This window comes from Niabella hirudinis, assembly GCF_051201075.1.
GTDB classification, from domain to species: Bacteria; Bacteroidota; Bacteroidia; order Chitinophagales; family Chitinophagaceae; genus Niabella; species Niabella hirudinis.
Map to the genome: position 1 here is coordinate 566,194 of NZ_JBPEHJ010000003.1, position 24,762 is coordinate 590,955.

General features: G+C 46.5%; 23 protein-coding genes and 1 pseudogene. 4 read left to right on the forward strand and 20 right to left on the reverse strand.

The window, feature by feature from the left end:
• Positions 1–204: 204 nt before the first annotated feature.
• On the forward strand, positions 205–2,976 hold the full coding sequence (locus GGU45_RS08850; protein WP_435223899.1) for a family 78 glycoside hydrolase catalytic domain: 2,772 nt from the start codon (positions 205–207) through the stop codon (positions 2,974–2,976).
• A gap of 131 nt (positions 2,977–3,107) precedes the next feature.
• Positions 3,108–3,905: a hypothetical protein gene (locus tag GGU45_RS08855; RefSeq protein WP_435223901.1), complete on the forward strand. Its 798-nt coding sequence runs from the start codon at positions 3,108–3,110 to the stop codon at positions 3,903–3,905.
• Between the two features lie 24 nt (positions 3,906–3,929).
• Here the strand turns inward: GGU45_RS08855 and GGU45_RS08860 are convergent, their stop codons facing one another.
• The 5 genes from GGU45_RS08860 to GGU45_RS08880 form a co-directional block, all read right to left on the reverse strand.
• Positions 3,930–4,745, reverse strand: coding sequence for a formylglycine-generating enzyme family protein (locus GGU45_RS08860; RefSeq protein WP_435223903.1), 816 nt, complete (start codon positions 4,743–4,745; stop codon positions 3,930–3,932).
• A 7-nt stretch (positions 4,746–4,752) separates the two neighbouring features.
• The gene (locus GGU45_RS08865; protein ID WP_435223905.1) at positions 4,753–5,475 is read right to left on the reverse strand and encodes a hypothetical protein; all 723 of its coding nucleotides are present in this window, start codon (positions 5,473–5,475) and stop codon (positions 4,753–4,755) included.
• 69 nt (positions 5,476–5,544) lie between these two features.
• Entirely contained in the window at positions 5,545–6,039 is a 495-nt protein-coding gene (locus GGU45_RS08870; RefSeq protein ID WP_435223907.1) for a GNAT family N-acetyltransferase, read from the reverse strand.
• 37 nt (positions 6,040–6,076) lie between these two features.
• Positions 6,077–7,021 carry a sugar phosphate isomerase/epimerase family protein gene (locus GGU45_RS08875; RefSeq protein WP_435223909.1) on the reverse strand — a complete coding sequence of 315 codons (945 nt, stop codon included), beginning with the start codon at positions 7,019–7,021 and terminating at the stop codon, positions 6,077–6,079.
• Between the two features lie 68 nt (positions 7,022–7,089).
• Positions 7,090–8,463 carry a M20/M25/M40 family metallo-hydrolase gene (locus GGU45_RS08880; RefSeq protein WP_435223911.1) on the reverse strand — a complete coding sequence of 458 codons (1,374 nt, stop codon included), beginning with the start codon at positions 8,461–8,463 and terminating at the stop codon, positions 7,090–7,092.
• Positions 8,464–8,553: 90 nt separating this feature from the next.
• On the opposite strand from GGU45_RS08880, the gene bshA reads away from it, so the two are divergent.
• Positions 8,554–9,681: an N-acetyl-alpha-D-glucosaminyl L-malate synthase BshA gene (gene bshA, locus GGU45_RS08885; RefSeq protein ID WP_435223913.1), complete on the forward strand. Its 1,128-nt coding sequence runs from the start codon at positions 8,554–8,556 to the stop codon at positions 9,679–9,681.
• A 329-nt stretch (positions 9,682–10,010) separates the two neighbouring features.
• Here bshA and GGU45_RS08890 read toward each other — a convergent pair whose 3' ends face one another.
• The 15 genes and pseudogenes from GGU45_RS08890 to tsaB all read right to left on the reverse strand — a co-directional run bounded on the left by GGU45_RS08890 (position 10,011) and on the right by tsaB (position 24,258).
• Positions 10,011–10,613 (reverse strand): 3-keto-disaccharide hydrolase, encoded by a 603-nt coding sequence (locus GGU45_RS08890; RefSeq protein WP_435223914.1) that lies wholly within the window; start codon positions 10,611–10,613, stop codon positions 10,011–10,013.
• A 147-nt stretch (positions 10,614–10,760) separates the two neighbouring features.
• The gene (locus tag GGU45_RS08895; RefSeq protein WP_435223916.1) at positions 10,761–11,159 is read right to left on the reverse strand and encodes a GreA/GreB family elongation factor; all 399 of its coding nucleotides are present in this window, start codon (positions 11,157–11,159) and stop codon (positions 10,761–10,763) included.
• Positions 11,160–11,636: 477 nt separating this feature from the next.
• A complete protein-coding gene (locus GGU45_RS08900) occupies positions 11,637–12,872 on the reverse strand; it encodes an MFS transporter (protein WP_435223918.1) in 1,236 nt (411 codons plus the stop codon).
• 22 nt (positions 12,873–12,894) lie between these two features.
• Positions 12,895–14,247 carry an argininosuccinate lyase gene (gene argH / locus GGU45_RS08905; protein WP_435223920.1) on the reverse strand — a complete coding sequence of 451 codons (1,353 nt, stop codon included), beginning with the start codon at positions 14,245–14,247 and terminating at the stop codon, positions 12,895–12,897.
• Positions 14,248–14,317: 70 nt separating this feature from the next.
• Positions 14,318–15,853, reverse strand: a complete 1,536-nt coding sequence (locus tag GGU45_RS08910) for a DUF4419 domain-containing protein (protein ID WP_435223922.1) — start codon at positions 15,851–15,853, stop codon at positions 14,318–14,320.
• Between the two features lie 108 nt (positions 15,854–15,961).
• Positions 15,962–16,348, reverse strand: a complete 387-nt coding sequence (locus GGU45_RS08915; RefSeq protein WP_435223923.1) for a four helix bundle protein — start codon at positions 16,346–16,348, stop codon at positions 15,962–15,964.
• Between the two features lie 41 nt (positions 16,349–16,389).
• On the reverse strand, positions 16,390–17,454 hold the full coding sequence (locus GGU45_RS08920; protein ID WP_435223925.1) for a M20 family metallo-hydrolase: 1,065 nt from the start codon (positions 17,452–17,454) through the stop codon (positions 16,390–16,392).
• Positions 17,455–17,482: 28 nt separating this feature from the next.
• On the reverse strand, positions 17,483–18,322 hold the full coding sequence (gene argB / locus GGU45_RS08925) for an acetylglutamate kinase (protein ID WP_435223927.1): 840 nt from the start codon (positions 18,320–18,322) through the stop codon (positions 17,483–17,485).
• Positions 18,319–19,128, reverse strand: a complete 810-nt coding sequence (locus GGU45_RS08930) for a DUF1016 N-terminal domain-containing protein (RefSeq protein ID WP_435223928.1) — start codon at positions 19,126–19,128, stop codon at positions 18,319–18,321. Before GGU45_RS08930 ends, argB begins: the two co-directional genes overlap by 4 nt.
• A gap of 57 nt (positions 19,129–19,185) precedes the next feature.
• Positions 19,186–20,169, reverse strand: coding sequence for a Rossmann-fold NAD(P)-binding domain-containing protein (locus GGU45_RS08935; protein ID WP_435223930.1), 984 nt, complete (start codon positions 20,167–20,169; stop codon positions 19,186–19,188).
• Positions 20,170–20,178: 9 nt separating this feature from the next.
• Positions 20,179–20,928, reverse strand: a pseudogene (locus GGU45_RS08940) (BRO family protein); the annotation flags it as partial.
• Between the two features lie 257 nt (positions 20,929–21,185).
• On the reverse strand, positions 21,186–22,334 hold the full coding sequence (locus tag GGU45_RS08945) for an aspartate aminotransferase family protein (RefSeq protein WP_435223932.1): 1,149 nt from the start codon (positions 22,332–22,334) through the stop codon (positions 21,186–21,188).
• A 70-nt stretch (positions 22,335–22,404) separates the two neighbouring features.
• Positions 22,405–23,052, reverse strand: a complete 648-nt coding sequence (locus GGU45_RS08950) for a rhodanese-like domain-containing protein (RefSeq protein ID WP_435223934.1) — start codon at positions 23,050–23,052, stop codon at positions 22,405–22,407.
• 100 nt (positions 23,053–23,152) lie between these two features.
• Complete coding sequence (locus GGU45_RS08955; protein WP_223708787.1) at positions 23,153–23,491, reverse strand: ArsR/SmtB family transcription factor; 339 nt, start codon at positions 23,489–23,491, stop codon at positions 23,153–23,155.
• A 104-nt stretch (positions 23,492–23,595) separates the two neighbouring features.
• Entirely contained in the window at positions 23,596–24,258 is a 663-nt protein-coding gene (gene tsaB, locus GGU45_RS08960) for a tRNA (adenosine(37)-N6)-threonylcarbamoyltransferase complex dimerization subunit type 1 TsaB (protein WP_435223935.1), read from the reverse strand.
• 111 nt (positions 24,259–24,369) lie between these two features.
• Here tsaB and GGU45_RS08965 point away from each other — a divergent pair, with 111 nt between their 5' ends.
• On the forward strand, positions 24,370–24,750 hold the full coding sequence (locus tag GGU45_RS08965; protein ID WP_435223937.1) for a RidA family protein: 381 nt from the start codon (positions 24,370–24,372) through the stop codon (positions 24,748–24,750).
• The last annotated feature ends 12 nt before the right edge of the window (positions 24,751–24,762 follow it).

Sequence of the window (24,762 nt, forward strand, 5' to 3'; positions counted from 1 at the left end):
TTTGGAAAAGAGTTGTTGTACCGTTTGCAGCCCCTTTCCCGATGGGGTACTTTGTGGAATGATACCGGGTTGGAGAAAGGCTGAAGTAACGGCCGTGCTGTTTAAAAAACACAGAAAAAAGAACCCTGAAAAGCTTAATTTTCCGGATAATTATTCAACGTTCAGTATAAAACGAATAACGATACCATGATGCCAATCGCCCGTATGCTTAGATTATGTGCAGCCTTTTTTATGTTCCTTCCCTTGTGGAGCCATGCAGCAAAAGCCCCGCTGCTTCCGGTAAACCTGGAAGTGGAATATCTGGATCAGCCGGTGGGGCTGGATAACCCCACACCCCGCCTCAGCTGGACCTTACAGCGTACACGGGAGGGGCTTTATGGCCAAAAGCAAACGGCTTACCGGGTGCTTGTGGCCAGCACTTTAAATAAGCTGAATGCCAATATAGGAGATATATGGGACTCAGAGTGGAAGGAATCGGCACAAATGACGCAGATCGTTTTTAAGGGAAAGCCCCTGCAAACCGACAGGAGGTATTATTGGAAAGTGGCTGTTAAGGATGAGATGCAGGCCGTTTCAGATTGGAGTAAAACTGCGTACTGGCATACCGGAATTTTGGAACCGGAAAACTGGAAGGCTACATGGATTGGATCATCAGTGCTCTTTGACCCGGCCCAACAGGACTGCAATATTCCGGACCCCTGGTTGCGCAAATCTTTTTCCCTGGCAATGGCGCCAGGCCAGGCGGTTATATACGTGGCTTCCGTTGGCTTTCACGAACTGTACGTAAACGGGAAAAGGGTGGGAACGGATGTTATGGCAACAGCGGTAACAGACCATACCAAACGGGCCCGCTATGTTTCATACGACATTACTTCCTATCTGAATAAAGGTAAAAATGTGATAGCTATCTGGCTGGGTACCTCCTGGTCGGTACACGGGCCTTATGTAACAAATGACCGGCCCAATACACCCATTGTGGCGGCGCAGGTAGATTTTTATGAGCAGAAAGATCCGCCCCCGGCTATCCGGCCCTTTGCTTCTGTGCATACCGATGCCACCTGGAAGGTGAAAAGCAGCCCCAGCCGGTTGCTGGGAACCTGGAACTCCAACAGGATGGGTGGGGAGCTTTGGGATGCTAATCTTGATGAACCGCAATGGAACGCGGTAGCCTGCCGGGATGATGACTGGCTGCAGGCCACCAGCTATCAGCCCAGGCTCCGTATATCGGCTCAACAGGTAGAGCAGAACCGGCTTTTTGAGGAGATCCGGCCGGTATCGGTAAAAAAGATCAGTGATAGCGTATATAGGGTAGATATGGGGATCAATTTTGCCGGATGGATAGAAGCCCGCCTGGAAGGCCTGCCCGGGCATCGTGCCGACCTGCTGTTTTCAGAACGGGAGAAGATGGAAATGACCTTTGGACTGCACAGTGCCTATATTTTTGATAAAACGGGGAAGGGAACCTTCAGGAACAGGTTCAACTATGGCTCCGGCCGGTGGATCACGATAAAGGGCGTAACAAAGGAACCCAAACCCGGCGATATCAGGGGTTGGCAGGTACGCACAGCCTATAAGAATGCGGCAACATTCAGCTGCTCGGACAGCCTGCAGAACTGGATCTATAATACCGTGCGCTGGACCTACCAGAATTTATCGCTGGGTGGTTTTATTGTGGACTGTCCCCAACGGGAGCGGCTGGGTTATGGCGGTGATGCCCACGCCACCTGTGAAACCGGGATGCTGAACTATCATCTGGGCGCACTTTACACCAAGTGGATGGAAGACTGGCGCGATGTGAGTGGTACCGAATCTATCGTGGGTAATATGTATGATACGGCATTTGCCAGGAAAGCCGTTATGAGCGGACGCCATCTGCACCCGGGGATCCTGCCGCATACCGCCCCTACCTATATGGGAGGCGGTGGCCCGGCATGGGGAGGCATTGTGGTAACACTGCCCTGGTATTTTTACCGGAAATATGGTGATGAAACCATACTCCGGAAAAATTTTTCGCTGATCCGGAACTGGATCGATTTCCTGGACACTCAAACGCGTGACGGGGTACTACAGCGGTTTGGCGGGCGTTGGGATTTTTTGGGCGACTGGCTTTGGCCCAATGCCACAGCAGAAGGAATGAACAATGATTCGCCGCAGAATCTTTGCTTTAATAACTTTTACCGGATCTATAATCTCCGTATTGCGGCAAAGATCGCGAACCAGATCGGCGAAAAAGAATGGGCTTTAAAGTGGGAGGCACAGGCAGCAACTTATAGTGATGTGATCCATAAGAAATTTTTCCATGAGGCCGACACTTCTTATGCCGATGGCTCCATGGGCAACCTGGTGGCAGCCCTGCTGGCCGGTGCGGTTCCTGAGGCCTGGGAGGATAAAGTATGGAAGCGACTGGAAAATGAGATCCTGGTGCGCCGGAAGGGGCATATTCATGTGGGAATAACAGGAGGTGCCTTACTGTTTAAACTATTGCGGGAGCACAACCGGCAGGACCTATTGTTGGAGATGGCTTCTAAAACCGATTATCCCGGCTGGGGATATATGAAGGAAAACGGGGCCACCACCATCTGGGAAATGTGGGAAAAAGACCTGCCCGGGCACTCCCTGCTGCACAGCTCTTTTTTATATCCCGGGGCCTGGTATATCGATGGATTGGCGGGCATCAAGGTTGATCAGCCGGGTTATACAAGATTTGTGATCCAGCCTCCGCAAATTGCGGCTTCAAAACTAAGCTGGGTAAAAGCGGGTTTTGAATCGCCCGTGGGGCTTATTAGGAGCAACTGGAGCCGAAAGGATGGAACGCTTCACATAGACCTGGAGATTCCGCCAAACAGCTCGGCGCTGCTGAAGATCGCGGATGCAGATGAATTATTTATTAAAGAAAAAAAAGGAGTGATCCGGATCGCAGAAAAGAGGAATGGCATCACGGTTTATGAGCTGCAGTCCGGGGTATACCGCTTTTAGGAATGGATTATAAAAAGGAGCTGCGCGGATCAGATGTGGTGCAGGTTTCAGCGGTTTGTTTTTTTCGCTCATCCGAAAGAGAATATTGCACCGGCAAAAAGTTTGAACAACTTCACCCATAAAAGAGATATATGGCTTACTGCAGGTATTTTTTCTTTGTGCTTATTTTCGCCGCGCTGGCAAAATCTTCGTTTTCCCAGTTTGCCGTGGAAATGGAAAGGGCTTTTAAAGAAAACCGTTACGATGCAATAACGGGCATTGTTGATAAATACAGAGCGAAAAACCGTTTTTCATGCAAGCCCGATGATCCGGTTTGTGAAAATACCGCGGCATTAGTAGAAAAAATAATGTACCAGTATTGCATTGACAGAAAGGCAACACGTAAGTACCGCCAAATATTCGAATACCTGGATCTTCAAAATGATTCTATCGAACACCAATACCGGTTTATCCCCCCGGTTATGGAAGTTGTTGTGACGGACGCTGCAAACATTGAAAATGAAAAAAGTGCTATCAAAGGAGACCGCTTTATTTATGATTTTACCAACTATCCGTTAAGAAAAGATAAGGTACTATTTGATGATTTTATTTTTGATTCAACGTTAAGTAAACCTTTGAATGATTTTCTTGCAAAGAAAGATCCGCAGGCTGGTTTTGTTGTTGATGGCAAGGCGAGGGCCCAATTCTTAAATCATTTATTTCCGGACCTGTCTAAGCCAGGTGTGACAAGGGTAATGGCAGGAGGTCGCCGTGAATCGATCTGGCATTTGGGTTATGTTGTTCGGTTCCGGGCTTTTTATTTTAACAAGGACCTGGATCTTGCAATGGTGCGTCTTTCCTATGACTCTGTAATAGTATCAGATGTTTACTTTAAAAAAGTAAATGGGAAATGGGTGTTTTCGCGTGTGGGTGCTACCAGGATCACCTGATCGTATAAGAGGGGCAGACCGGGGCTATTGGTCCTTCACCACCCGGAACCCCAGGTTGCTGAAGGATGCATGCGGGTTGACCGAACCGATGTCAACGCCATTAAAAAAATTGCAGGCGTTCCTGCTGCACCACCAGGATCCGCCCCGGGCATGGGCCACCGGGCGCCCTCCGTCTCTTGGACGGGAGCCGCTGCAAAATTCAAATACATTGCCCAATACATCGTACAGGCCCAAAGGGTTGGGTTTGAAACTGCCTACAGGCGCCGTATACATAAAACCATCGGAATTGTCGGATTGCAAGTGATCAAGGCCCTGCCAGATATTGGCATACCGGCCGATAGTTGACGGTGTTACATCCTCAAAATATTTTGTAACGGAGCCGGCACGGGCGGCAATTTCCCATTCATCCAGGGTGGGCAGCCGTACGCCGGCCCATTTGCAATAAGCAAGCGCATCGGTAAAGCTGATGCCGGTAACCGGGTGGTTCATCTTATCGGTAATGCCGCCCCGGCTAATGCCGTTGGGATACCTCCAGTATGCGGTGCTATCGTCAAGCCATTGAAACTCTTCAAGGCCCGGCTCAAATACCAATGCATTTTTAAAAAGTTCGGCCTCGGTTTTATAGCCGGTAGCCAAAACAAATTTTTCAAAAGCGGCGTTGGTGAGCTCCGTGGCTGCAATCAAAAACGCGCGGACTGTTATCTTTCGCAATGGATTGTCCACATGCCCCTTCAGGCCCACTTCGTAAGTGCCGGCGGGTATTTTTATAAAGCTGCTGTCCCCGGCAGCCGCCCTGAAGGAAAAAAGGAACAACAGTAATATAACGGAGAGTACTTTCAATGAGCGGCTATTTTGCAAAAGACGCAGATCCGCGCTTTCCGGTTCTGTATTGATAATAGTTCATTGCTGTATTTAAAATAAAGGCTTCCGATGCTTTTGTTACGTCAATCGTGGCGCTGTAGCGGCTTTGAGTTCCGTACAGGGCGTTGTAATATACCGACTGAACAAAAGGGGCAAACACATCATTGGCCATCAATACCATAAAGGTAGTAAGCACATCGCTGTCATCTGGTCTTTGTTTGTAATAAGCGGTTAGTACCGGAATCAATTCCCACCCGTTTATTTCAATAGCCGCTTGTTTAAGGTTGATGCCCCAGGTTTTCTTTTGACCAGCGGTGGCCCGGATAAAAGCCATTACAGAATCGCGGTGGGTTTTTAGGAACAGGACCTGCCGGGGGCTTAATGTATTTTCGTTAAACCCGAAGCTTAATTTTGGAAACAACTTTCCACGCTGGAAAAATTGATCATACATCGCGCAATTCTGCAGATACCTTTCAGGATAAATCATGGCATACGTAAATTTTTCCCGAAGGCTCAACGAATCATAGGCTCCTGCGGATACCGGTTTATTCATGTAAGATTCCTTGCTGTTTCTGTATTGCTGTATAAAGGTTTGTACGCGGTCCAACCCGTAGCCGGGGAATGTGGGCCGCCTGAAATCCGGAGTAGAACTTTGGGCCAGCGCAGAAAAAGGGATGGCTATCCAAAACAGGAACTGGAAAATTCTCATAACGTGGGTCATTGGTTAAGGATGTATTGACCCAAGTAGGACGCTGATGCCTGCTTTTTCCATAAAAGTTTATATTTCCTTTTGATAGCCCACTACATCCAGTACTTTCCAAAATTTTTCTCCTACATTTTTAAAATGGGCGCATTTGAAATACCCGTTCTTCTCAAAAAAGTGAATGCTCCGGTCGTTGTCGCCGGAGATGATGGCCAGCAGGTTTTTAAAGCCGGCCTCCCGCGCATGTATTTCCAGTTGCTTCAGTGCCGCCTGCCCGATCCCTTTTGCATAACAATCGTGCTGTAGGTAAATGGTCAGTTCCGCCGTTTTATCATAGGCCTGCCGCTTTTTATAGTTGGTCAGGTAGCAGTAGCCCACCGGTTGTGCTCCATCCAGGATCAGCCAGGACCTGAACCTTGGATGACCGATGTAAATAAATTCGCGGAGCTCGGTGATGGTTACCGGCTCTGTATGAAATGTGGCCGTGGAGTTAAGCACGTACCAGTCGTAGATCTGTTTTACAAAACGCAGATCGGCTTCTTTTAGTTCTGTTAGTGTTATACCACTCATAGCTGGTCGTTTATAACATTGCTTTAATCAGATAAGACTACACTCCGGCTTTTTTGATCACCGCCAATGTTTTCTGCAACCCGGTTGCTGCTACTGCCTGAAGGTCCTGTTTCCAGTATTCGGGATTGTATAGCTCCAGTGAAATACATTTTTTAAAACCGGATGCTTTTAAATCTTTTAAAATATCGGTTAACGGAAGTATTCCTTCTCCGGGATAAACCCGGTGTTTGTCTTCCAGTTCGGATAAGGCGGGTGCGGCGGGTGCATCGTTAAACTGGAAAATGGCGAAAGCATTGCCGTTTACCAGTTTCAGTGCTTCAAATCCGCCCTCGCTGATATACATGTGGTATACATCTGGTATGACCATCGCTTTAGGATGGTTGGCATCCATGGCAATGGCCATTGCCTGGCCTAATGTTTTTAAAGGAAAGTATTTTACAAATACCAATGCCGGTGCAATATTATAATCCTTTAAACCGATTTCAATGATCTTTCTATAGTGCGCCGCCACCCATTTGGGATTGAACGGTTCGCCTACGGTGTTGGGAATGGTTTGAATGTGTTCGGCACCGATATCTGCTGCCATCTGCATCCGTCTGCGTGTATCTTTCAATGACTGATCGAAGGCTTCTGTTGTAGGAGGCAACGCATTCCACAGTCCGATCACACTGGGTACAAACAGTCCCAGGTCTCTGATTTTCTTTCCCAGCTCTTTTAGGTTGCCGCCCTTTTTTACGTACTCCTCCAGTTCTCCGTCCCAGGGCTCAATGGCGTCATAACCGGCCTTAGCCGCAATGGTTATTTTATCAGTCAGGGAGGCAGGCCTTATCGTTGCGGTATCCAAACATACGGGCCAGGGGCTGGCTCCGCCCTGGTATCGCTTTTCAGCGTAAACCGGGTTCCGGGAAAACGCGCCGGAAGGGGAAAGAACACCGGCCAACCCTGCGGTGGCACCGGCACCTAAAAATTTTCTACGATTCATGTCTTAAGTTTTGATGAAAAAATGCAAGCTGTTTATGCTGAGCAAAGACGAAGTATAAGGGCTGCTACTCAGAATCCATGCTGATCTGCAAGGTAGATGAGTGCAGCAAGGTTTACGGCGCCCAGTTCCAGTTCCCGTTTGTTAACGGCTTCAAATACATCCGAACGGGCGTGGTGGATATCGAAGTATCGCTGCGAATCGGGCAGGAGTTCAGCCATCGGTACACCAAGCTTTTCGTGGATAAACAAAACATCGGTGCCGCCACCGCCGCGTGTAAACTGGTTGGCGCCATAAGGCTCCAGGAGCGGGATCCAGCTTTTGAGCTTTGCAAACTGGGCATCGCTGCAGGTAACGCCAAAGCCCCTTGGCGTAAAGCCGCCTGCATCTGTTTCAAGTGCCAGCAGGTGCTTTTCGCTGGTGTTTTTTGCGGCTTCATCGGCGTATTTGGCACCTCCGCGCGCGCCATTTTCCTCATTGGCAAAGAGCACAAAGCGGATGGTTCTCCTGGGTTGGTAACCAATAGCCTTGTAGGCACGCAATATTTCAATGGTTTGCGTAATGCCTGCTCCGTCATCATGTGCTCCCTCGCAAATATCCCAGCTATCCAGGTGGCCGCCCACAGTAATGATCTCATCAGGAAACTCGGAACCTTTCAGTTCGCCAATGATATTATGCCCTTTTGCATCCGGCAAAAACTGTCCCATCGTTTTGAGCGATACCATTATCGGTTTTCCTTTACCGAGTTCGGCCGCCAGCCAGTCTGCATCCTGCAAACCAATGGCAACGGCCGGTATTTTTTTGTAGGCCGCATCATATTGGGTGCCGCCGGTATGCGGGTTATTATCTACGCTATGGCTCATGCTGCGTACTATGCTGGCTGCCGCTCCATATTTTGCGGCCAGCGAAGTACCACGCGTACGGTATTTTACGGCATCGCCATAGGCCTCAAAGGTTCTTATAAACCGGGGATTGAAATGATAATTATAGAAAACGATTTTTCCTTTTAACTGGTCTTTTTTTGCCTCCAGTTCATCAAATGAGTTGATGAGCAGCACCGGTGCTGTTATGCCCTTGCTGCCCGTTCCTTCGGTATTGCCGAGGGCGAGGATGTCCAGTGTCTTTTTCTTTCCATTGGCCAGCAATGCCGTTGCCTGGTCGGGGCCGCCCCGCACCCAATGCGGAACCATGCACTCCTGTTTAAACGTATTTTCACTACCGCTTTGCCGGAGCAGGTTGTAGCCCCAGTCCTCGGCTTTATACATTTGGGGCGAGCCGGCCAGCCGTCCGCCAATGGTTTTGGTAAGCGTTCGCAGGTTTTCGTATGCCTGGCTGTTTACCAGTATTTCATCTGCAATTTTCCGGATCAGTACTTCATCCTTTGTTTGTGCCGGCAGGTTAGCCGAAAAAAAGAGGCCGATGATCCAAAACAATTTTTTGCCCATGCTGTTATTTGTTTTCGGTAAAGGTAAAAATTTACCCATGATCCAAAAGAAACGGATCGGTAATTATCAAAGCAAAACATATCTTTGGGCATGCGAATCGGAATCGTTTGTTATCCTACCTATGGCGGAAGCGGTGTACTGGCAACGGAGCTTGGGAAGGCATTGGCAGAAAAGGGCCATTTTGTGCATTTTATCACCTACCAGCAACCGGTTAGGTTAAACGGCTTTATCCCCAATATTTATTACCACGAGGTGCAGGTACCCACTTACCCGCTTTTTGATTTTCCGCCTTATGAAACGGCATTGGCCAGCACCATGGTGGATGTAATCAAAAACTATAGCCTGGATCTGCTGCATGTGCATTATGCCATTCCGCATGCCTCGGCTGCCTATATGGCAAAAAAAATCCTTGAGGCAGAAGGGAAGTATATCCCGGTTATTACCACCCTGCACGGTACGGATATCACCCTGGTGGGGCGCGATAAAACCTATGCCCCGGTAGTAGCATTTTCCATTAACCAAAGTGATGTGATTACCGCAGTGTCCAAAAATCTGCGGGAAGAGACGTATAAAAATTTTGATGTCCGGAAAGAAATCGAAGTAATCTATAATTTTATTGATGTAACACGCTTTAACCACAAGCCGCTGGACGCTTTTAAAAGAGTACTGGCTCCCAACGGCGAGCGTATCCTGCTGCATGCCTCCAATTTCCGGAAAATAAAAAGGATTGAGGATGTGGTAAAAGTGTTTTTTGAGGTACAGAAAAATATCCCGGCAAAGCTGCTGCTGGTAGGGGATGGGCCCGAACGGCAAACGGCCGAAGAGCTGGGAAGGGAACTGGGTATTTTTGATAAGCTGGTACTTGTGGGGAAACAGGAGCAGATGGAAGAAATTTTTGCCGTGGCGGACCTGTTTCTGTTAACCTCCGAGTATGAGAGTTTTGGCCTTGCAGCACTGGAAGCCATGGCATCGAAAGTGCCGGTTATTTCTACCGATGCTGGTGGATTGGGCGAAGTAAATGTAGAAGGAGTGACCGGTTTTTTAGCCAAAGTAGGAGATGTAACTACCATGAGCGAGAAAGCGCTCTTTATATTAAAGGACGATCATACGCTGGAGCAATTCAAACAAAATGCATTTGAACATGCCCAGCAGTTTAATATCGATGCCATCATCCCGGAATACGAAGCCATTTACCGGCGGTTTTGTAAAGATTGTTAGGGGGCAGGTTCCAGGTTTCAGGTTTAAAGTTTCACGTTAAATCAGTTTTTATACTTGATGTGCAATACTGAAAACTAAACGACTGTTTCACGTTTCAGTTAAAGTTTCAGGATCGGGGTCTGTTTCATACCCGATGATCTGTTCCCTCATTCCCATATTTCCACATTTTCAAATTCCCTTATTATCGAAACAGCATTGAATGGTGTGAGCGTATGGTTCAACTTATCTCAGTTCTCAAAGCCAACATCCCAAATAAAAAAGAGGATGTCCGTTTCCAAACAACCTCTTTAATAAAAGCAGGTATCAGCTGATTGCTGAAAGCTGTCTGTTTACAGCTCTTTTAATTTAAAGTTCTTCCATCTTACTTTAATGCCGCCGCCGTCATGAATCTGGAGGGCAATAAAGCCGTTGGCTTTGCCAATTTTTTCATCTTTGAGATGCACCATCTGGTGGCCATTCAGCCAGGTGGTTACTTCATCGCCCACTACCTTAATGCGCATCGTGTTCCACTGTCCCTCTTTCAGGATTTTTTCATCTTCGGGCTTGGGTTTAATGATCCAGCCGCGGCCGTAAGATTCGTAGATGCCACCGGTATTGTGGTTAAGGGGCGCTACCTCTACCTGCCAGCCGCTGATCTTTACACCTTCAATATCCGAGCGAAAAAACACACCGCTGTTGCCATTGGCTTCCTGCTTAAACTGGAGCGTGAGGTCAAAATTTTTGTAAGATTTTTCTGTTGAAAGATATCCGTATTTTTTGTCGGGTCCGCTTTCGCAAATCAGTTCTCCTTTGTCAACATACCACTTTTCAGTACCATGTATCTTCCAGCCGGTAAGGTCTTTGCCGTTGAACAAAGATGCCTTTTTTTTCTTTTGGGCGTTTGCCGTAATAAGAACTACACAAAACAGGAGGAATAAAAATCCTTTTTTCATTTACAATAAGTTTAAAATTTTAGTAAGCATTCGGGAGCGTCTAAAATAAGTGAAATAATAAAGAGAACCTCGAATTCCACACTGTTTTTATTTTAATGGATCACTCCGCCCGTCTTTTTGGGCCGGGAAAAATAAAAGCCCGGTTGATCAGGCTTTTACGAGTGTTTTATTGTCTACCGATATTACCTTTAACTGCTTCATGCCAGAGGGCATCTTCCAGGATACTTCGTCTCCCGGTTTAAACCCTATAATGGCGGCGGCCATGGGAGTGAGAATCGATATTTTTTTTGCCTGGATATCGGCTTCTCCCGGCATTACGATCTGGAAATCTTTTTCTTTTTGGGCGGCAATATCCAGTATTGTTACTTTGGAACCGATGCGGATGTTGTTTTCGGGGAAATCCTCATCCTTAACAACCGTGGCCCTGCTGAGCTCGTATGCAAGGGTATTGTCTTTTTCTTCGTTTTTTTTGTCCAGCACAATAATAGCTGTAAGTTTTTGATAGTCGGATTCGCAAAGAATAACCGGGTTACTGTTCGTACTCATGATGATTAAAATAAAAATTGTTAGAAAAAAATAGAAATGCACGTAAAAGACCGGACCTGGTTATAATAACTGACCAGCCGGTTTGAAGAGATAGGCCTTTGTATGTATAGAATACAGATGCATTGGGGCGAAGTTACCTGAAAAGCCGGAGGTTGCCAAATCGGAGGGAGGAGGCCCCAGAGCCACTGAAACACTGAACTTTTTTTATTCTGTATTCCGGGATCATCGCCACTGAGGCCATCTTATGGATTGTGCATCGGCGCGTTATTCTCCGCAGATTCCCGCTGATATATCTGCGGTTCATTCGCGCGATCTGCGGGCCGTTTAAGCGATACCGGCCCGTGAAGACATACAAATCTCAGTGTTTCAGTGCTTTAGTGGCAGAGAGCCAGATATTTTAAACAATCTTATATGTTTAAGATCTGTTTCCGTATTTAGATGATAAACCCGGTTCCTGATTCAAAAAGCCCAAAGACCTCAGTGTTTCAGTGGCTTTGTGGCGACCTTCTTCTTTCTTTTTCCTTCAATATCCGGCAAAAAACCGGTTAAGAGCCCAATCAGCGGCAGAAAGGAGCAGATGTAAAAGACGTATTGAATGCTGGTAATATCCGCCAGGTTACCCAGCAATGCGGAACCGATACCGGCCATTCCAAATGCGAAGCCGAAAAACAGACCGGAGATCAATCCCAGTTTTCCGGGAATCAATTCCTGGGCATATACGAGTATGGCCGAAAATGCGGAAGCAAGGATCATTCCGATAGGTACCACAAGCACAATCGTCCAGAAGAGATTTACATGTGGAAGCAGCAGTGAAAAGGGTGCTGTGCCAAGAATAGATACCCAAATTACATACTTGCGGCCGATACGGTCGCCCACAGGCCCCCCGATAAGTGTACCCGCGGCAATTGAAAACAGGAATACAAAGAGGTAGATCTGTGATGCAGATACCGATACATGAAATTTATTGATCAGGTAAAAGGTGAAGTAGTTGGTAAGACTGGCCATATAAAAATACTTGGAAAAGATCAGGATCAGCAATATGGCAATCGCCAGCCCCACTTTTCGTTTGGAGAGCGATGGTGCCGGCAGGGCGGATGCGGTTCTTTTTTTGCGGTACTCCAGCATTACGCCCCTGTACCAGTTGCCAATATGGGTAAGAATGATGATGGCGAGTAAGGCCATTACCGAAAACCAGATGATACTAAACTGGCCATGCGGAACAATGATCCAGGCAGCGAGCAGGGGCCCCAGCGAACTTCCGAAATTACCTCCCAGCTGAAATACCGATTGGGCAAGCCCCTTGCGGCCCCCGGAGGCCGTGTGCGCCATGCGGGAGGCTTCCGGGTGAAAAATGGAAGACCCCACACCGATCAAACATACGGAAATGACGATCATAAAAAAATGGGATGAATTGGCCAGCAGGATGAGCCCAAGCAGGGTAAAACCCATGCCCGTTGCTAATGAGTATGGCTTGGGTTTCCGATCGGTATACATGCCCACAAAGGGTTGTAATAAAGAGGCTGCCAGTTGAAAAGCCAGTGTGATGAGCCCGATCTGTGAAAAGCTTAAATGATAGCTGGTCTTGATGATTGGGTAAATGGCCGGGATCAACGATTGGATGGTGTCATTGAGTAAATGCGAAATGCTTAACGCAATGAGTATGGGAAATACGGTATGGGTTGTTTTTTCTGTTGTAAGATCTGTTTGTGTCATCTTTGTTCAATAGATACGCCTTTTACGCTTCGGTGGATGTATTCAGCAACCGCTGATAAGCCTGATGCACGGCATCAAAATCAAAAGAGGCAATGGTTTGATCCATTTGCTGTTTTATCTGCGCTGTGCTTAAATTCTGGATGCTTCCTTCATGTGGATTTTTGATTTCCGTATGTTCCGGCACTTTATAGCTGCCATCGTCTACGGATTTGCCAACCTGTATATAGGCATCGCGAAAAGGAGTGCCTTCAAGCACCAGCTGATTTACCAGGTCTACCGTAAACAGGTATTTGTATTTTTCGTCTTTTAACAGATCTGGCTTTACTTCTATATTGGATAACATCAGCCCAGCCATTTCAATACAGTCTCTCAGCGATTTCAGGGCGGGAAACAAATGCTCTTTTAGCAATTGCAGATCGCGGTGATATCCCGAAGGAAGATTGGTGGTCATTAATGTGATCTCGTTGGGTAAAGCTTTTATACGGTTGCAATGAGAACGGATCAGCTCAAATACGTCCGGGTTTTTTTTGTGCGGCATAATGCTGCTGCCGGTGGTAAGCTCCGGCGGAAAGCTGATAAAGCTGAAATTCTGATTCAGGTACAGCGTGGCATCCATGCTCATGCGGGAGAGCGTGTCTGCAATGTTTGCAAGCGACTGGGCTACTACGCGCTCGGCTTTTCCGCGTCCCATTTGCGCATATACCACGTTATAGTTAAGGGAAGCAAAGCCCAGCAGTTCTGTTGTAAGGGTACGGTTAATGGGGAAGGAAGAACCATACCCCGCGGCAGAACCCAGGGGGTTTTTGTTGATGATATCATAGGCGGCCTTAAGGCTTATCAGATCGTCCACCAGGCTTTCTGCATAGGCGCCAAACCAAAGTCCAAAGGAGGAAGGCATGGCCAACTGAAGGTGGGTATAACCTGGCAATAAGAAATTTTTGTATTTTTCGCTCTGGGTCTGTAACAGTTCAAAGAAGGGAACAATGGTTTTAACCGTGGTTTCAATTTCGTTGCGCAGGAACAGTTTCAGGTCTACCAGCACCTGGTCGTTCCGGCTGCGGGCGCTGTGTATTTTTTTGCCGGCCTCGCCGATCCTTTGTGTCAACAGCAGCTCCACCTGGGAATGGATGTCTTCTACATCGTCCTGTAACTCAAAATCGCCTTTTTGAATAGCGGCATAAATATGACGCAGGGCTTCCTGCAGTTGGATCAGCTCCTGTTTTTTCAGCAGGCCCACCGATTCCAGCATCTGTATATGGGCCAGTGAGCCCAGCACATCAAAAGGAGCCAGGTACAGATCCATTTCGCGATCCCTGCCCACCGTAAAGGTTTCAACTTCTTTTAAAGAGTCCGTATTTTTTTTCCAAAGCTTCATGTTACAAATAAAAACGATTTATCTGCAAAGATGCCATTATATCTTAAGTGATGCTATTTTTTTTGTGAAATCATTGCCGGCCGCCGCTGATGACTTTTATAAGCGCTTCTTTTTGGGCCTGTTTCTGTTCTTTATCTGCAGCCGTTTGGTTTAGGAGCTCCCCGTTAACCTTAAGGGTTGTATTGGGCAAGAGTTGTTTTAAGCGTTGTTTTCCGTTGTCCGAAATTTTCCCTTTTAGAGCAAGTCTTTCAATAGTAATGGCCCCCATGGCATCGGGTATCCGGATGCTGTCGGTAAACGTTATCGCCAGGTTGTTGATCTTCTTCAGGTTCAGGATCACATCAGGAACAGTTGTTACACGTATCTCAACGGGAAACGAGGTAGTGTTTCCGGGACCGGATAATTGCCGTTCCAGGTCGCTCTGGATTTCTTTCTCCCCACCTGTTTCCTTTTTGATCATCCAACCGATCTCAGGCTTTAATGTAAAGTCCTGGCTGTTTTGCTGCAGTCCCATAAAACCGGCCCAGAGTTCCAGCGGCGTTTGCGTTGTGGTACCGTCCGTATGCTGAAACACATGAAGGAGCGGGACTTTTACAATTTCATCCGGCAGGTTGGAGCTTCCTGTTAAGGTTTGCAGGTCATTTCTTTTACCGTCCCTGGTATAGGGGAAGAACTTTACAAACCACCCGTCGATTTTATCGCTTTGATAGGGTTTGCCGGCTTTATGCACTTTAAACAGGTTGCGCCAGAAGTCCTTATTCACCGATCCTTTGGAAGCCGCTATAAACTGGCGGAACACCGGGTCAAGCTCGTTCAGCCACCAGCCCAGTTCGTATTTTTTAAGGCTGTTCGCTTTTTTATAAACCGCCTCCCAATCGGCGGAGGTGCCTTGGAGGGTTACTTTTGGAATGCCGCATCCAATGATGAATACCACGTATTCAAAATAGGATTTCATAGCATCCATAATGGTTATCTGGGAGGCGATGCCGGATGTGGGTGTTGTGGTTGAAAAACTGGAAGTAAGCGTATGGATCAGCTCCTGCCCGGTACGAGCGGCAATCTGTTTAGTGAACTCGGGGAACACCTGTTCCCAGGGGCTGTCCGGGTCATCCAGGCGGATGGCGTTGTTTTGCACCAGCAATGTTTCTTTTCCCTGGTGTTGTACAAAGTATTTCCTGTATTTTTCCGGATTGCTGTTGATGTGTTGCGAAAATCCCTGGGCAATCAGCAGCCAGATCATATCCGGGGAAATCACCAGGGGGCGATGGTCAGCGTAGGCGCGGTACACGCCGTCAAAAAAAGAATGGTACCCATAAGTGACCAGCTTTTGAGGTAGTTCCGATTGGGCCACTATTGATTGCCGGTTGATTTCAACAAGCGTTAACGGGTGTTTGGACGTCTTTTCCGCATCGCGGAAGAAGAGGTTGGCGAACAGCGTGCTGTCGGGCGTTTCGGGGAGCATGTTTTCAGGCGGCTCCAGCTGTTCTATTTCAAAAGTGACACCCTTTTGGATCGCCGGCTTTTTTTTGGCTGCAGGGTTCCCTTTTTGCGCATTCAGGCAGGCGCTTGTTAGTATCAGGCAGGCATATAATAAACAATAACGCATCGTTAGAATTTTATTTAAAGATGCGTTATTCCGTAAATTACATAAAAAATCTGTTTATTTCCGGAATCTTCATTCTTCAGTTACAAGTTTCAAATTTCAGGTTGCAGGTTATTCTGCAGATGGAAAATTATTCCAGTTATTTTCAACCCAGTCAATAAATTTATTAATTTGTTTACTAAGTCCCGTGTATTTTTCTCTCAATGTTTCAAACAGTTCTTTATTGGTCAAAGAATTTGTTTCAAAGAGATAATTCAGATGCTCAATAGTTTCGTCACATTCCGTGTGGGCGTAGGTAAGGAACTTGATAAATTCAGCCTTATAACGTTTCCTTCCATAACCCTCAACAATGGCTGTAGATACCGCTTTTGAAGATCGTCGTATCTGGCTTCCTTCTTCAAAGAGTTCAAATTTAGGTAATTGCAGGCTCAGTCGATGAATTTCAACTGCCAGTTGATGTGCCTCCAGATAAATATTTAAATCCTTGTAGCTTTTCATTTTATCAAAACCTGAAATTTGTATCCTGCAACCTGTAACTATTAAATAACCACTCTTCCCACAATTTCAATGTAATCTTTAATGCCGCCTTCTATTTCGTGCAGGTAAATATATTCATCTGCGGTATGACTGCGGGCCGAGTCGCCGGGGCCCATTTTCAAACCGGGGAAGGGCATCAGCGCCTTATCGGAAGTGGTGGGAGAGCCATAGGTGGTTTTGCCCATAACAATGCCCGCCTGTACAATGGGGTGATCCAGCGAAATGGAGGTGGAGCGCAGCCGCGTAGATCTTGGTTTTACCTCGCTGGAAACGTTTCGCCGGATAGCATCCAGGATCTCCTCAAAAGAATACAATTCGTTTAAACGTACATCCACTACATATTTGCAGGAGGAAGGCACTACATTGTGCTGTTTGTTTTCGGTTTCGATAACGGTGCAGGTCATGCGGCTGTCGCCCAGCAGGTCCGACACTTTTTCAAACCGGTAGGAGTGGAACCACTCAATATCTTTGATCGCTTTTACAATCGCATTCTCTCCTTCATTGCGTGCGGCATGCCCGGCTTTTCCGTGTGCGGTGCAGTCCAGCACCATTAAACCCCGTTCGGCCACCGCCATTTGCAGTTTGGTAGGTTCGCCCACAATGGCAAAGTCGATGGACGGCAGGATATTTACGGCAGCTTCAATGCCGTTATAACCGGAGATTTCTTCTTCGGCACTGGCTACCAGCATGATATTGTATTTGAGATTTTCCTTTTCGTAGTAATAAATAAAGGTGGCGATCAGTGATACCAGGCAACCACCGGCATCATTGCTGCCCAGTCCAAATAGTTTTCCATCTTTTTCAATGGCCTTAAACGGGTCGAGGGTATACTTGGGATTGGGCTTTACGGTATCATGATGCGAGTTCAGCAACAATGTTGGTTTGGCATCGTCAAAATGTTTGTTTTTGGCAATGATGTTGTTCCCGAGCCGCTTGGTGGGGACCTGGTACTTGTTCAGATAAGCAATGATCAGTTCGGCAGTCTGATCTTCTTCCTTGCTGAAGCTGGGCGTTTCGATCAGTTGTTTTAACAGCGCGACTGCTTCCTGGTAAAGTTGTTCCTGCATAAAATTGAATTGTAGCCCTTGGGCCTGTTTAATAAATCAATGTTCCTTCGTTATCGTCAGTAGTATTTTTAATCAAATCGCGGGCATCGCCGATCAGCACCTGGTTTACGCCGGCGTCTATGGCCTTAAATGCGTTGTCAATTTTGGGGAGAATGCCTTCGAACAGTTTTTTTTCTTCCTTGAGTTGCTGATAATAGCTGCGATTCAGCTTACGGATCACGGAAGCATCGTTATTTACGTCTTCCAGCACGCCCTTTTTTTCAAAACAGTAGATCAGGCGTACCTTAAAATGCGTAGAAAGCGCTACTGCTAATGAAGATGCAATCGTGTCTGCGTTTGTATTGAGGATATGTCCTATTCCATCGTGAGTGAGTGGCGCAAACACCGGGGTTATTGAATGAGCGATTAATAATTTTAAATTTTTAATTTCTAATTCCTCGTTTCTGATGTCACCCACCCATCCATAGTCGATCTCTTTTACGGGGCGTTTCCGGGCGGGAATGATATTGGCATCGGCCCCGGTAAGCCCGATCGCATTGGTGCCCAGGGCCTGCAGTTGTGCCACGATCTTTTTGTTGACCAGTCCGCCATATACCATGGTCACCAGGTCGATAGTAGCATCATCGGTGATCCTTCTGCCATCTATGTATTTTGATTCGATCCCCAGTTGTGCCCCGATCTTGGTGGCGATCTTTCCCCCGCCATGCACCAGGATCTTTGCGGCGTTTATTTTGGAGAAGTCGGCCAGGAAAGTTTCCAGCGCGGTGGGATTGTCGATAATATTGCCTCCGATCTTTATGATAAAAAGAGGGCTTTGCATATCTTCATGATCCCTGCCTGAATGGTATTTATGGTCTTCCGTGCTCATTGTAATTTTTTTAACTCCTCGTTGATATGGTCCTCTAACTGTCCTTTATTGGGTAACCGGATAAGATATTTTTGAATAAAAAGGTGCTCATCCAGATCAGATTCTTCCAAAACAGGCTGCAAAGGGATGTCTAAAAATTCAAATGCATAGATATTCTTAACAATATCTACAGGCGTTTGTGGTTTTATTTTTTCCTGAACCAGTCTGGATAGTTTTTCGGGTTGTGCGGATAAACCGCTGCGCTCAAAGTAGAGGCTATTGATCTGCCGTTTTAATTCCCGTATGCTCCAGGTACCTTTTATGCATTCGAGCTCATAGAAGCAACGTTTCAATGGGTCGCCAATTTTCGTCAACTCTGTTAAATGCGAAAAAGATAACCTGCTGATAACTTTTTCAGGAGGCACAGTTATAGATGCTCCCACCGAAGAAGGGGTGTTTTGTATGGCGGGTACCAATTCGTCAGACAGCGTCTGACGAATTCTAACTATTTGATTTTCAGTATTAGATGGTGGTTTTAATTCGTCAGAAAGCGTCTGGCTTATTTGAGGATAGGCCAAATAGAACTGTCTGAATAATTTAAGATTGGTAGCAGATATGCCATTGATTTTAACGGTTGCCGCAATTTTATCAAGAAGCTGTTGCCCATATTTTGCGCGTTCCCTGCCCTTTTGTTCAAATTCCACAATATAATAACCGATCAGCCAGTTCCGTATGATCAATGCCTGGTTTACGGCGCCTGCGGCCTGTGCCTGCAACCGCTGGTGCGTTTGCTCAATGGCTGTTATCAATTGTTTGAAATTGTTCATGCAAGGGGTTGGCGTATTAGCTAATACGATCCGTATTCTATCAGCGTTGTATCTGTTTTAATGATGAGCAGTGTTCAACTGACCTAATAGCTCACTTAATACTGCTTGTGCCGCCCATACGCGGTTACCGGCCTCCTGCGTTACAATGCTGTGCGGGCTGTCCAGCACTTCATCGCTCAGTTCCACGTTCCGGCGCACCGGCAGGCAATGCATTACCCGTGCATCGTTGGTATGCTTCAGCTTGTCCAGCGTCAGCATCCAGGATGGATCGTTGTTATAAATTTTGGCATAATCGGTATAGGTGCTCCAGTTCTTTACATATACATAGTCGGCATCTTTTAATGCTTCGTCCTGGTTGTGCAGGATAGTGGCATTGCCGGCAAACGCAGGATCAAGCTCATAATCCTCCGGATGGGTGATCACAAAATCCACTTCGCCCCAGGCATTCATCCACTGCGAAAAGCTGTTGGCCACGCATTGTGGCAATGGCTTTACATGCGGCGCCCAGGTAAGCACTACCTTGGGTTTTCGTTTTTCCCGGAAGGTTTCCTTTATCGTAATCACATCTGTAAGGCTCTGCAGTGGGTGCAGGGTGGCGGTTTCCAGGCTTAGTACCGGTATGCCGGAGTATTTGATAAACTGGTTTACATACAGCTCGCTGTAATCATCTTCTTTATTGGCCAGCGAGGGAAAAGTGCGAATGGCCAGGATGTCGAAATACTTTCCCATAATGGGGGCCGCATCTTTTACGTGTTCCGATGTGGAGCCGCTCATAATGGCTTCGTCCTCAAATTCCAGTTTCCAGCCTTCGGAGCCCACGTTAAATACAATGGGTTCCATGCCCAGGTTTTGGGCGGCAATCTGCGTGCTTAAACGGGTACGCATGCTGGGGTTTAAAAAGAGGCAGCCGATTCGTTTACCTGTGCCCAGGGTTTTATCTTTAAACGGGTTGGCTTTATAGTCCAGCGCTTTTGCTACCAGCGCGTTGATGTTGGTAACATCATGAGCGCTTATAAAGTTTTTTGATTTTAAAAGAGACATGTTACTGTATCAGTTCTTGTTTTTTTTGTTCTGTAATTGTTTCCGGGCTGTTGCACTTGTTACTATTTTTTTTCCGGTTTTTTCTTCAATCTCTTTGCGGGTACTGCCGGCAATACTGCCGCCCTCATTTGCTATTTTTTTACTCTTCTGAAAATTATCCGGTTTCTTTTCCCTGCTTATCTCTGTTGTAGTGGCTTCCGCCAGCATATTCAGCACAAGCTCCAGATTGGTCACATTATCCCGGAGATTCTCCTTTTTAAGCCCTTTCAGCTGCTTGTATTCTTTTACAGAGTGGTCTGCCCAGGCTTTAGTAATCTCATCTGTAAGGATCGCAAACTCCTGTCCTTTTTTAACGCCGCGCTGTTCCCACTCATCAGTTAGTTCTTTCCGTACCTCAATGCTTTTTAAGCGTTGGTTGATCCATTCTTTGCTGTATCCTTTCCTGAAGTAGGTTTCCATTAGCCGGTCGATACCCGCTTCGGGATCTTCTATCTCATCGATACGTTCCCGGCCCGTTTTTGCCAGCCAGAGTTTAAACGGCTCTGCTTTTTTGGAGGGGATCGATTGAATAAGACGGAACAGCTGTTCGGTATTGGCAACATCTGTAAGGCGCATTTTTCCGTCTGCTGCTGGCATTTTGAAACTGTGACCATTTGTCACAGTTTCATTTCCTTCTTCTTTTAGACGCTGTTTCAGTTTACGCCAATATGCGCCTGCATCTACACTTTCAGTGAGAACCGCAACAACGTCCACGATCGAAAAATACCATTTTTCCTATTCCTCATTCCAAACGGAACGTACCTGCTTTTGTTCAAAGACCTGGATGGTGGTTTCTTTTTTCATAAGTTAGCATTTAAGGTAAAACAATACTTGCCTTTTTGCAACACACCCGCGGCTTTGCCATAGCATTGCCCGGAGTTGCCGGTATCATCAGTATATATTCGCATTACAGTTGTTACGGGCAATGCAGCGATGATCTGTTGTTGCTTGTGCTCGTCTTTCTCAAAAAACCTTTATCATACGGTGGCGTGCAGTGCTGCAATTTCCTCCTTAATGGCCTCAATGAATTCTTCTGCATCCTTTTTCTTCAATGCAAGGGAGGGCAGCAGCCGGATCACATTGGGTTTGGCCTCTCCTGTAAAGATCTTGTGATTGTTCAGTAAGTTCTTCTTTAGTGCACCCAGTTCTTCAGGAACATCGAAGCCAATCATCAGTCCACGCCCTCTTACATTTTTAATTTCCGGCATAGCAGCCAGTTCCTCGCGCAGGTATTTGCCCACCATTACGGCATTGCCCATCAGTTTTTCCTCGCGGATTACTTCCAGTACAGCCAGCGCCGCCGCACAGGCCAGGTGGTTGCCGCCAAAGGTTGTACCCAGTTGAAAATGTTTGGGCTGAATATGGGGTGCAATGATAATGCCTGCTACCGGAAACCCGTTGCCCATGCCCTTTGCCATGGTATAGATATCGGCATTGACGCCTGCAAAATCGTGACTGAAAAATTTTCCGCTGCGGCCATATCCGCACTGAACGCTGTCTGCAATGTAAAGCGCGCCGTATTTGGTGCACAGTGCACGGATCAGTTTTAAAAAGGATTCACTGGCTACGTTGATGCCGCCCACACCCTGGATGCCTTCGATGATCACGGATGACACTTCTTTGCCATGCTTGTCAAAATAGGCTTCCAGTGCGTCTTCATCATTGAAGGGAAGAAACACTACGTTGTCGGTTTCATTTACGGGAGCGATGATATTTTTATTATCAGTAGCTGCCACAGCAAGGGAGGTTCTGCCATGAAAGGCTTTATTAAAGGCGATGATCTTTTTTCGCCCATTATAAAAGGATGCCAGTTTTAATGCATTTTCATTCGCTTCGGCGCCGGAATTGCAAAGGAAGAGCTGGTAATCTTCCTTGCCGGATACCGAACCCAGTTTTTTTGCCAGTTCCTGCTGCAGGGGAATACGGATGGAGTTAGAATAAAAAGCTATTTTTTCCAGTTGCTCTTCAATTCGCTTTACCCAGTGCGGATGTGTGTGGCCAATACTGATCACCGCGTGACCGCCATAAAGATCCAGGTATTGATTGCCCTGGTCGTCCCAAACATAAGACCCTTTTGCTTTTACAATAGTAACATCGTTCAAGGGGTAAACATCAAATAAATTCATTCTTCGGATGGTTTAAAAAAAATATGCCTGTAAACAGGCAATTGAGGCTATAAAATTAGGTAAAATTGTTTTAATTCAGGATCCCGGGTTCTTTTACGATTTCTGCCCGGGGCTCTTCTTTAATTTTTTTCCATCCGCCCGCCACATTTCGCAGGTTGTGGAGGCCCTGCCTTTTTAAAACGGAGGCTGCAATTACACTGCGCGTGCCGCCGCCACAGTGCAGGTACAGGTTATCCTTGTCCTCGATGGCCGAAACGCGCAGTGGATCCCCCAGATCGGTCAGGGGCAGGTTCACGGCATCCTTCAGGTGCCCTTCCGCATACTCCATGGGTTTGCGAACGTCCATAACGATCAGGTGCTCATCAAACGGTATGTCCATCATCAGCTCATCCGGTTCCACATCAATGATCATATCCAGGGGCCTGTCCGCTTTTTGGTAGGCTGAAAATCCGCCTTCAAGGCTGCCGCCGGTGGTGTAGCCCAGTTGCTTTAACCGTTCCCCTGCTTCGGCAACTGCTTCTGTTTCGGCTATCAGCAACACCGGAGACCCTTTTTCAAGCACGGCTATAATCCATTCATCAAATTGGCTGGCGCCAAAAGGCACGTGGATGCTCCCGGGAATAAAGCCTGCTTTAAACAGTTCTGTGGGCCTTGCATCCAGGATGACCGCCCCCTTTTCGGCGGCCAGTAAAAAATCGTTCAGCGCTAAAGTATTCATATTATTCCTTCTGTTTAGATGGGGCAAAGTTATGGGTAAAAAAAAGTACCGCTCTTATAAAAAGAAGGTACTTCCGGGAGATCTTAAAAGTCACTGCGGTTTAACCGAGGAGGTCCGACACGAAACGGTTTAAATCCTTCATGCGATCGGTATTTACTGTGTAGTAAATAAATTTTCCATCACGCTCTGTGTTCACAAATTCTGCTTTGCGCAGGATGGCAAGGTGTTGTGAGGCTACCGACTGCTCAATACGTAATTTTACGTAAATCTCCGTAACGGTGATTTTGTCCTGGGTGTCGATCAGCTTTAGAATTTGCTGTCTCAATTTGTGGTTAAAGGCTCTCAGGATCAGGGCGGCTTTTTTTACATTAAGGGTATCAACAGTGATATGACTACTGTTTTCCTTTTTTAATGTAAAAGAAATCTGGTAATTGCTCATTGTTCTGTATAAATAGTGTTTATTTGAATGGTCAACAAAGGTATACATCCATTTAAATTATTTGATATTTACGGACGCTAAAAACGTATATAAATTTCCCTAATTTAATTTTTGTTAAAATGTACAGCCTTTAAATAAAAAGGCTCAACATAAGAAAGATCGGCAAACTGCTGTTCCCTGAAGTGCTTAATCGTTAAAAAAGGCATGTTTGCGGCACTGTAGGGGGCGGTGCTAAATACTGCATTTGAATGTTTTATAACCGGCTGTAGTTTTTCAACCGCATTTCCGGTAAAAAGTAATGAATGGCCCTTCAGCAGCTCCTCAAAACTGTGTTCATCGGCAACGAGGGCCTGCGGGGAGCTGACAGTTGTTAAATCTTTTTTGTATACGGCGGTATAGATTTCCATCCTCCGGGCATCAATAACAGGGCAAATCAGGTCTGTAGCTTCCGCTTTTACACTATTGGCCATCACCTGGAGGGTGTTTAAACAAATCAGTGGTTTGTTTAGCGCAAAGCAGAGCCCTTTTGCGGTTGCCAGGCCAATGCGCAGTCCGGTATAGGAACCGGGGCCATTGCTAACGGCAACGGCGTCTAAATCATTCAGTGAGAGCTGGTTTGTGGTAAAGAGGTCTCGTATGGCATCGTTGATCCAGGAAGCATGGGTGGTCGTGGCCGTATTTTCCGTACAGGCTATTATTGCTTCATTTTCTGATAAGCAAAGCGAAGCATTCTTTACTGCGGTATCAATATTTAAAAACAAAGCCATTCCGCAAAAATAGCGCAAACGGATTTTGGCGCATAACAAAAATGTTATGAACTGCGGCTGTTGCAGATATAATCCATTAAAACTATATTCGTTTTCCAAAAAAAATCAGCAATGGAAAAAAAGATAATTACTACCGGTAATGCCCCGGCACCGATTGGTCCTTATAACCAGGCCGTTCTTGCAGGCGATACGCTTTATATCTCCGGGCAGGTCTGCATCGACCCGCAAACCGGGAATTTAAATAATAAAAGTCTTGAGGAGGAAACGCATCAGTGTATGCGCAACCTGGATGCAATCCTTAAGGAAGCAGGACTGAACTTTTCCAACGTAGTAAAATCTACCATTTTTATTACCGATATGCATCGTTTTGCTGAGATCAACAATGTTTATGGTCAATATTTTACAACGGATTTTCCGGCCCGGGAAACCGTTCAGGTGGCAGCGCTGCCAAAATTCGTGAATGTGGAAATCAGTATGATTGCAGTACGGTAGGAATTTGAAAGT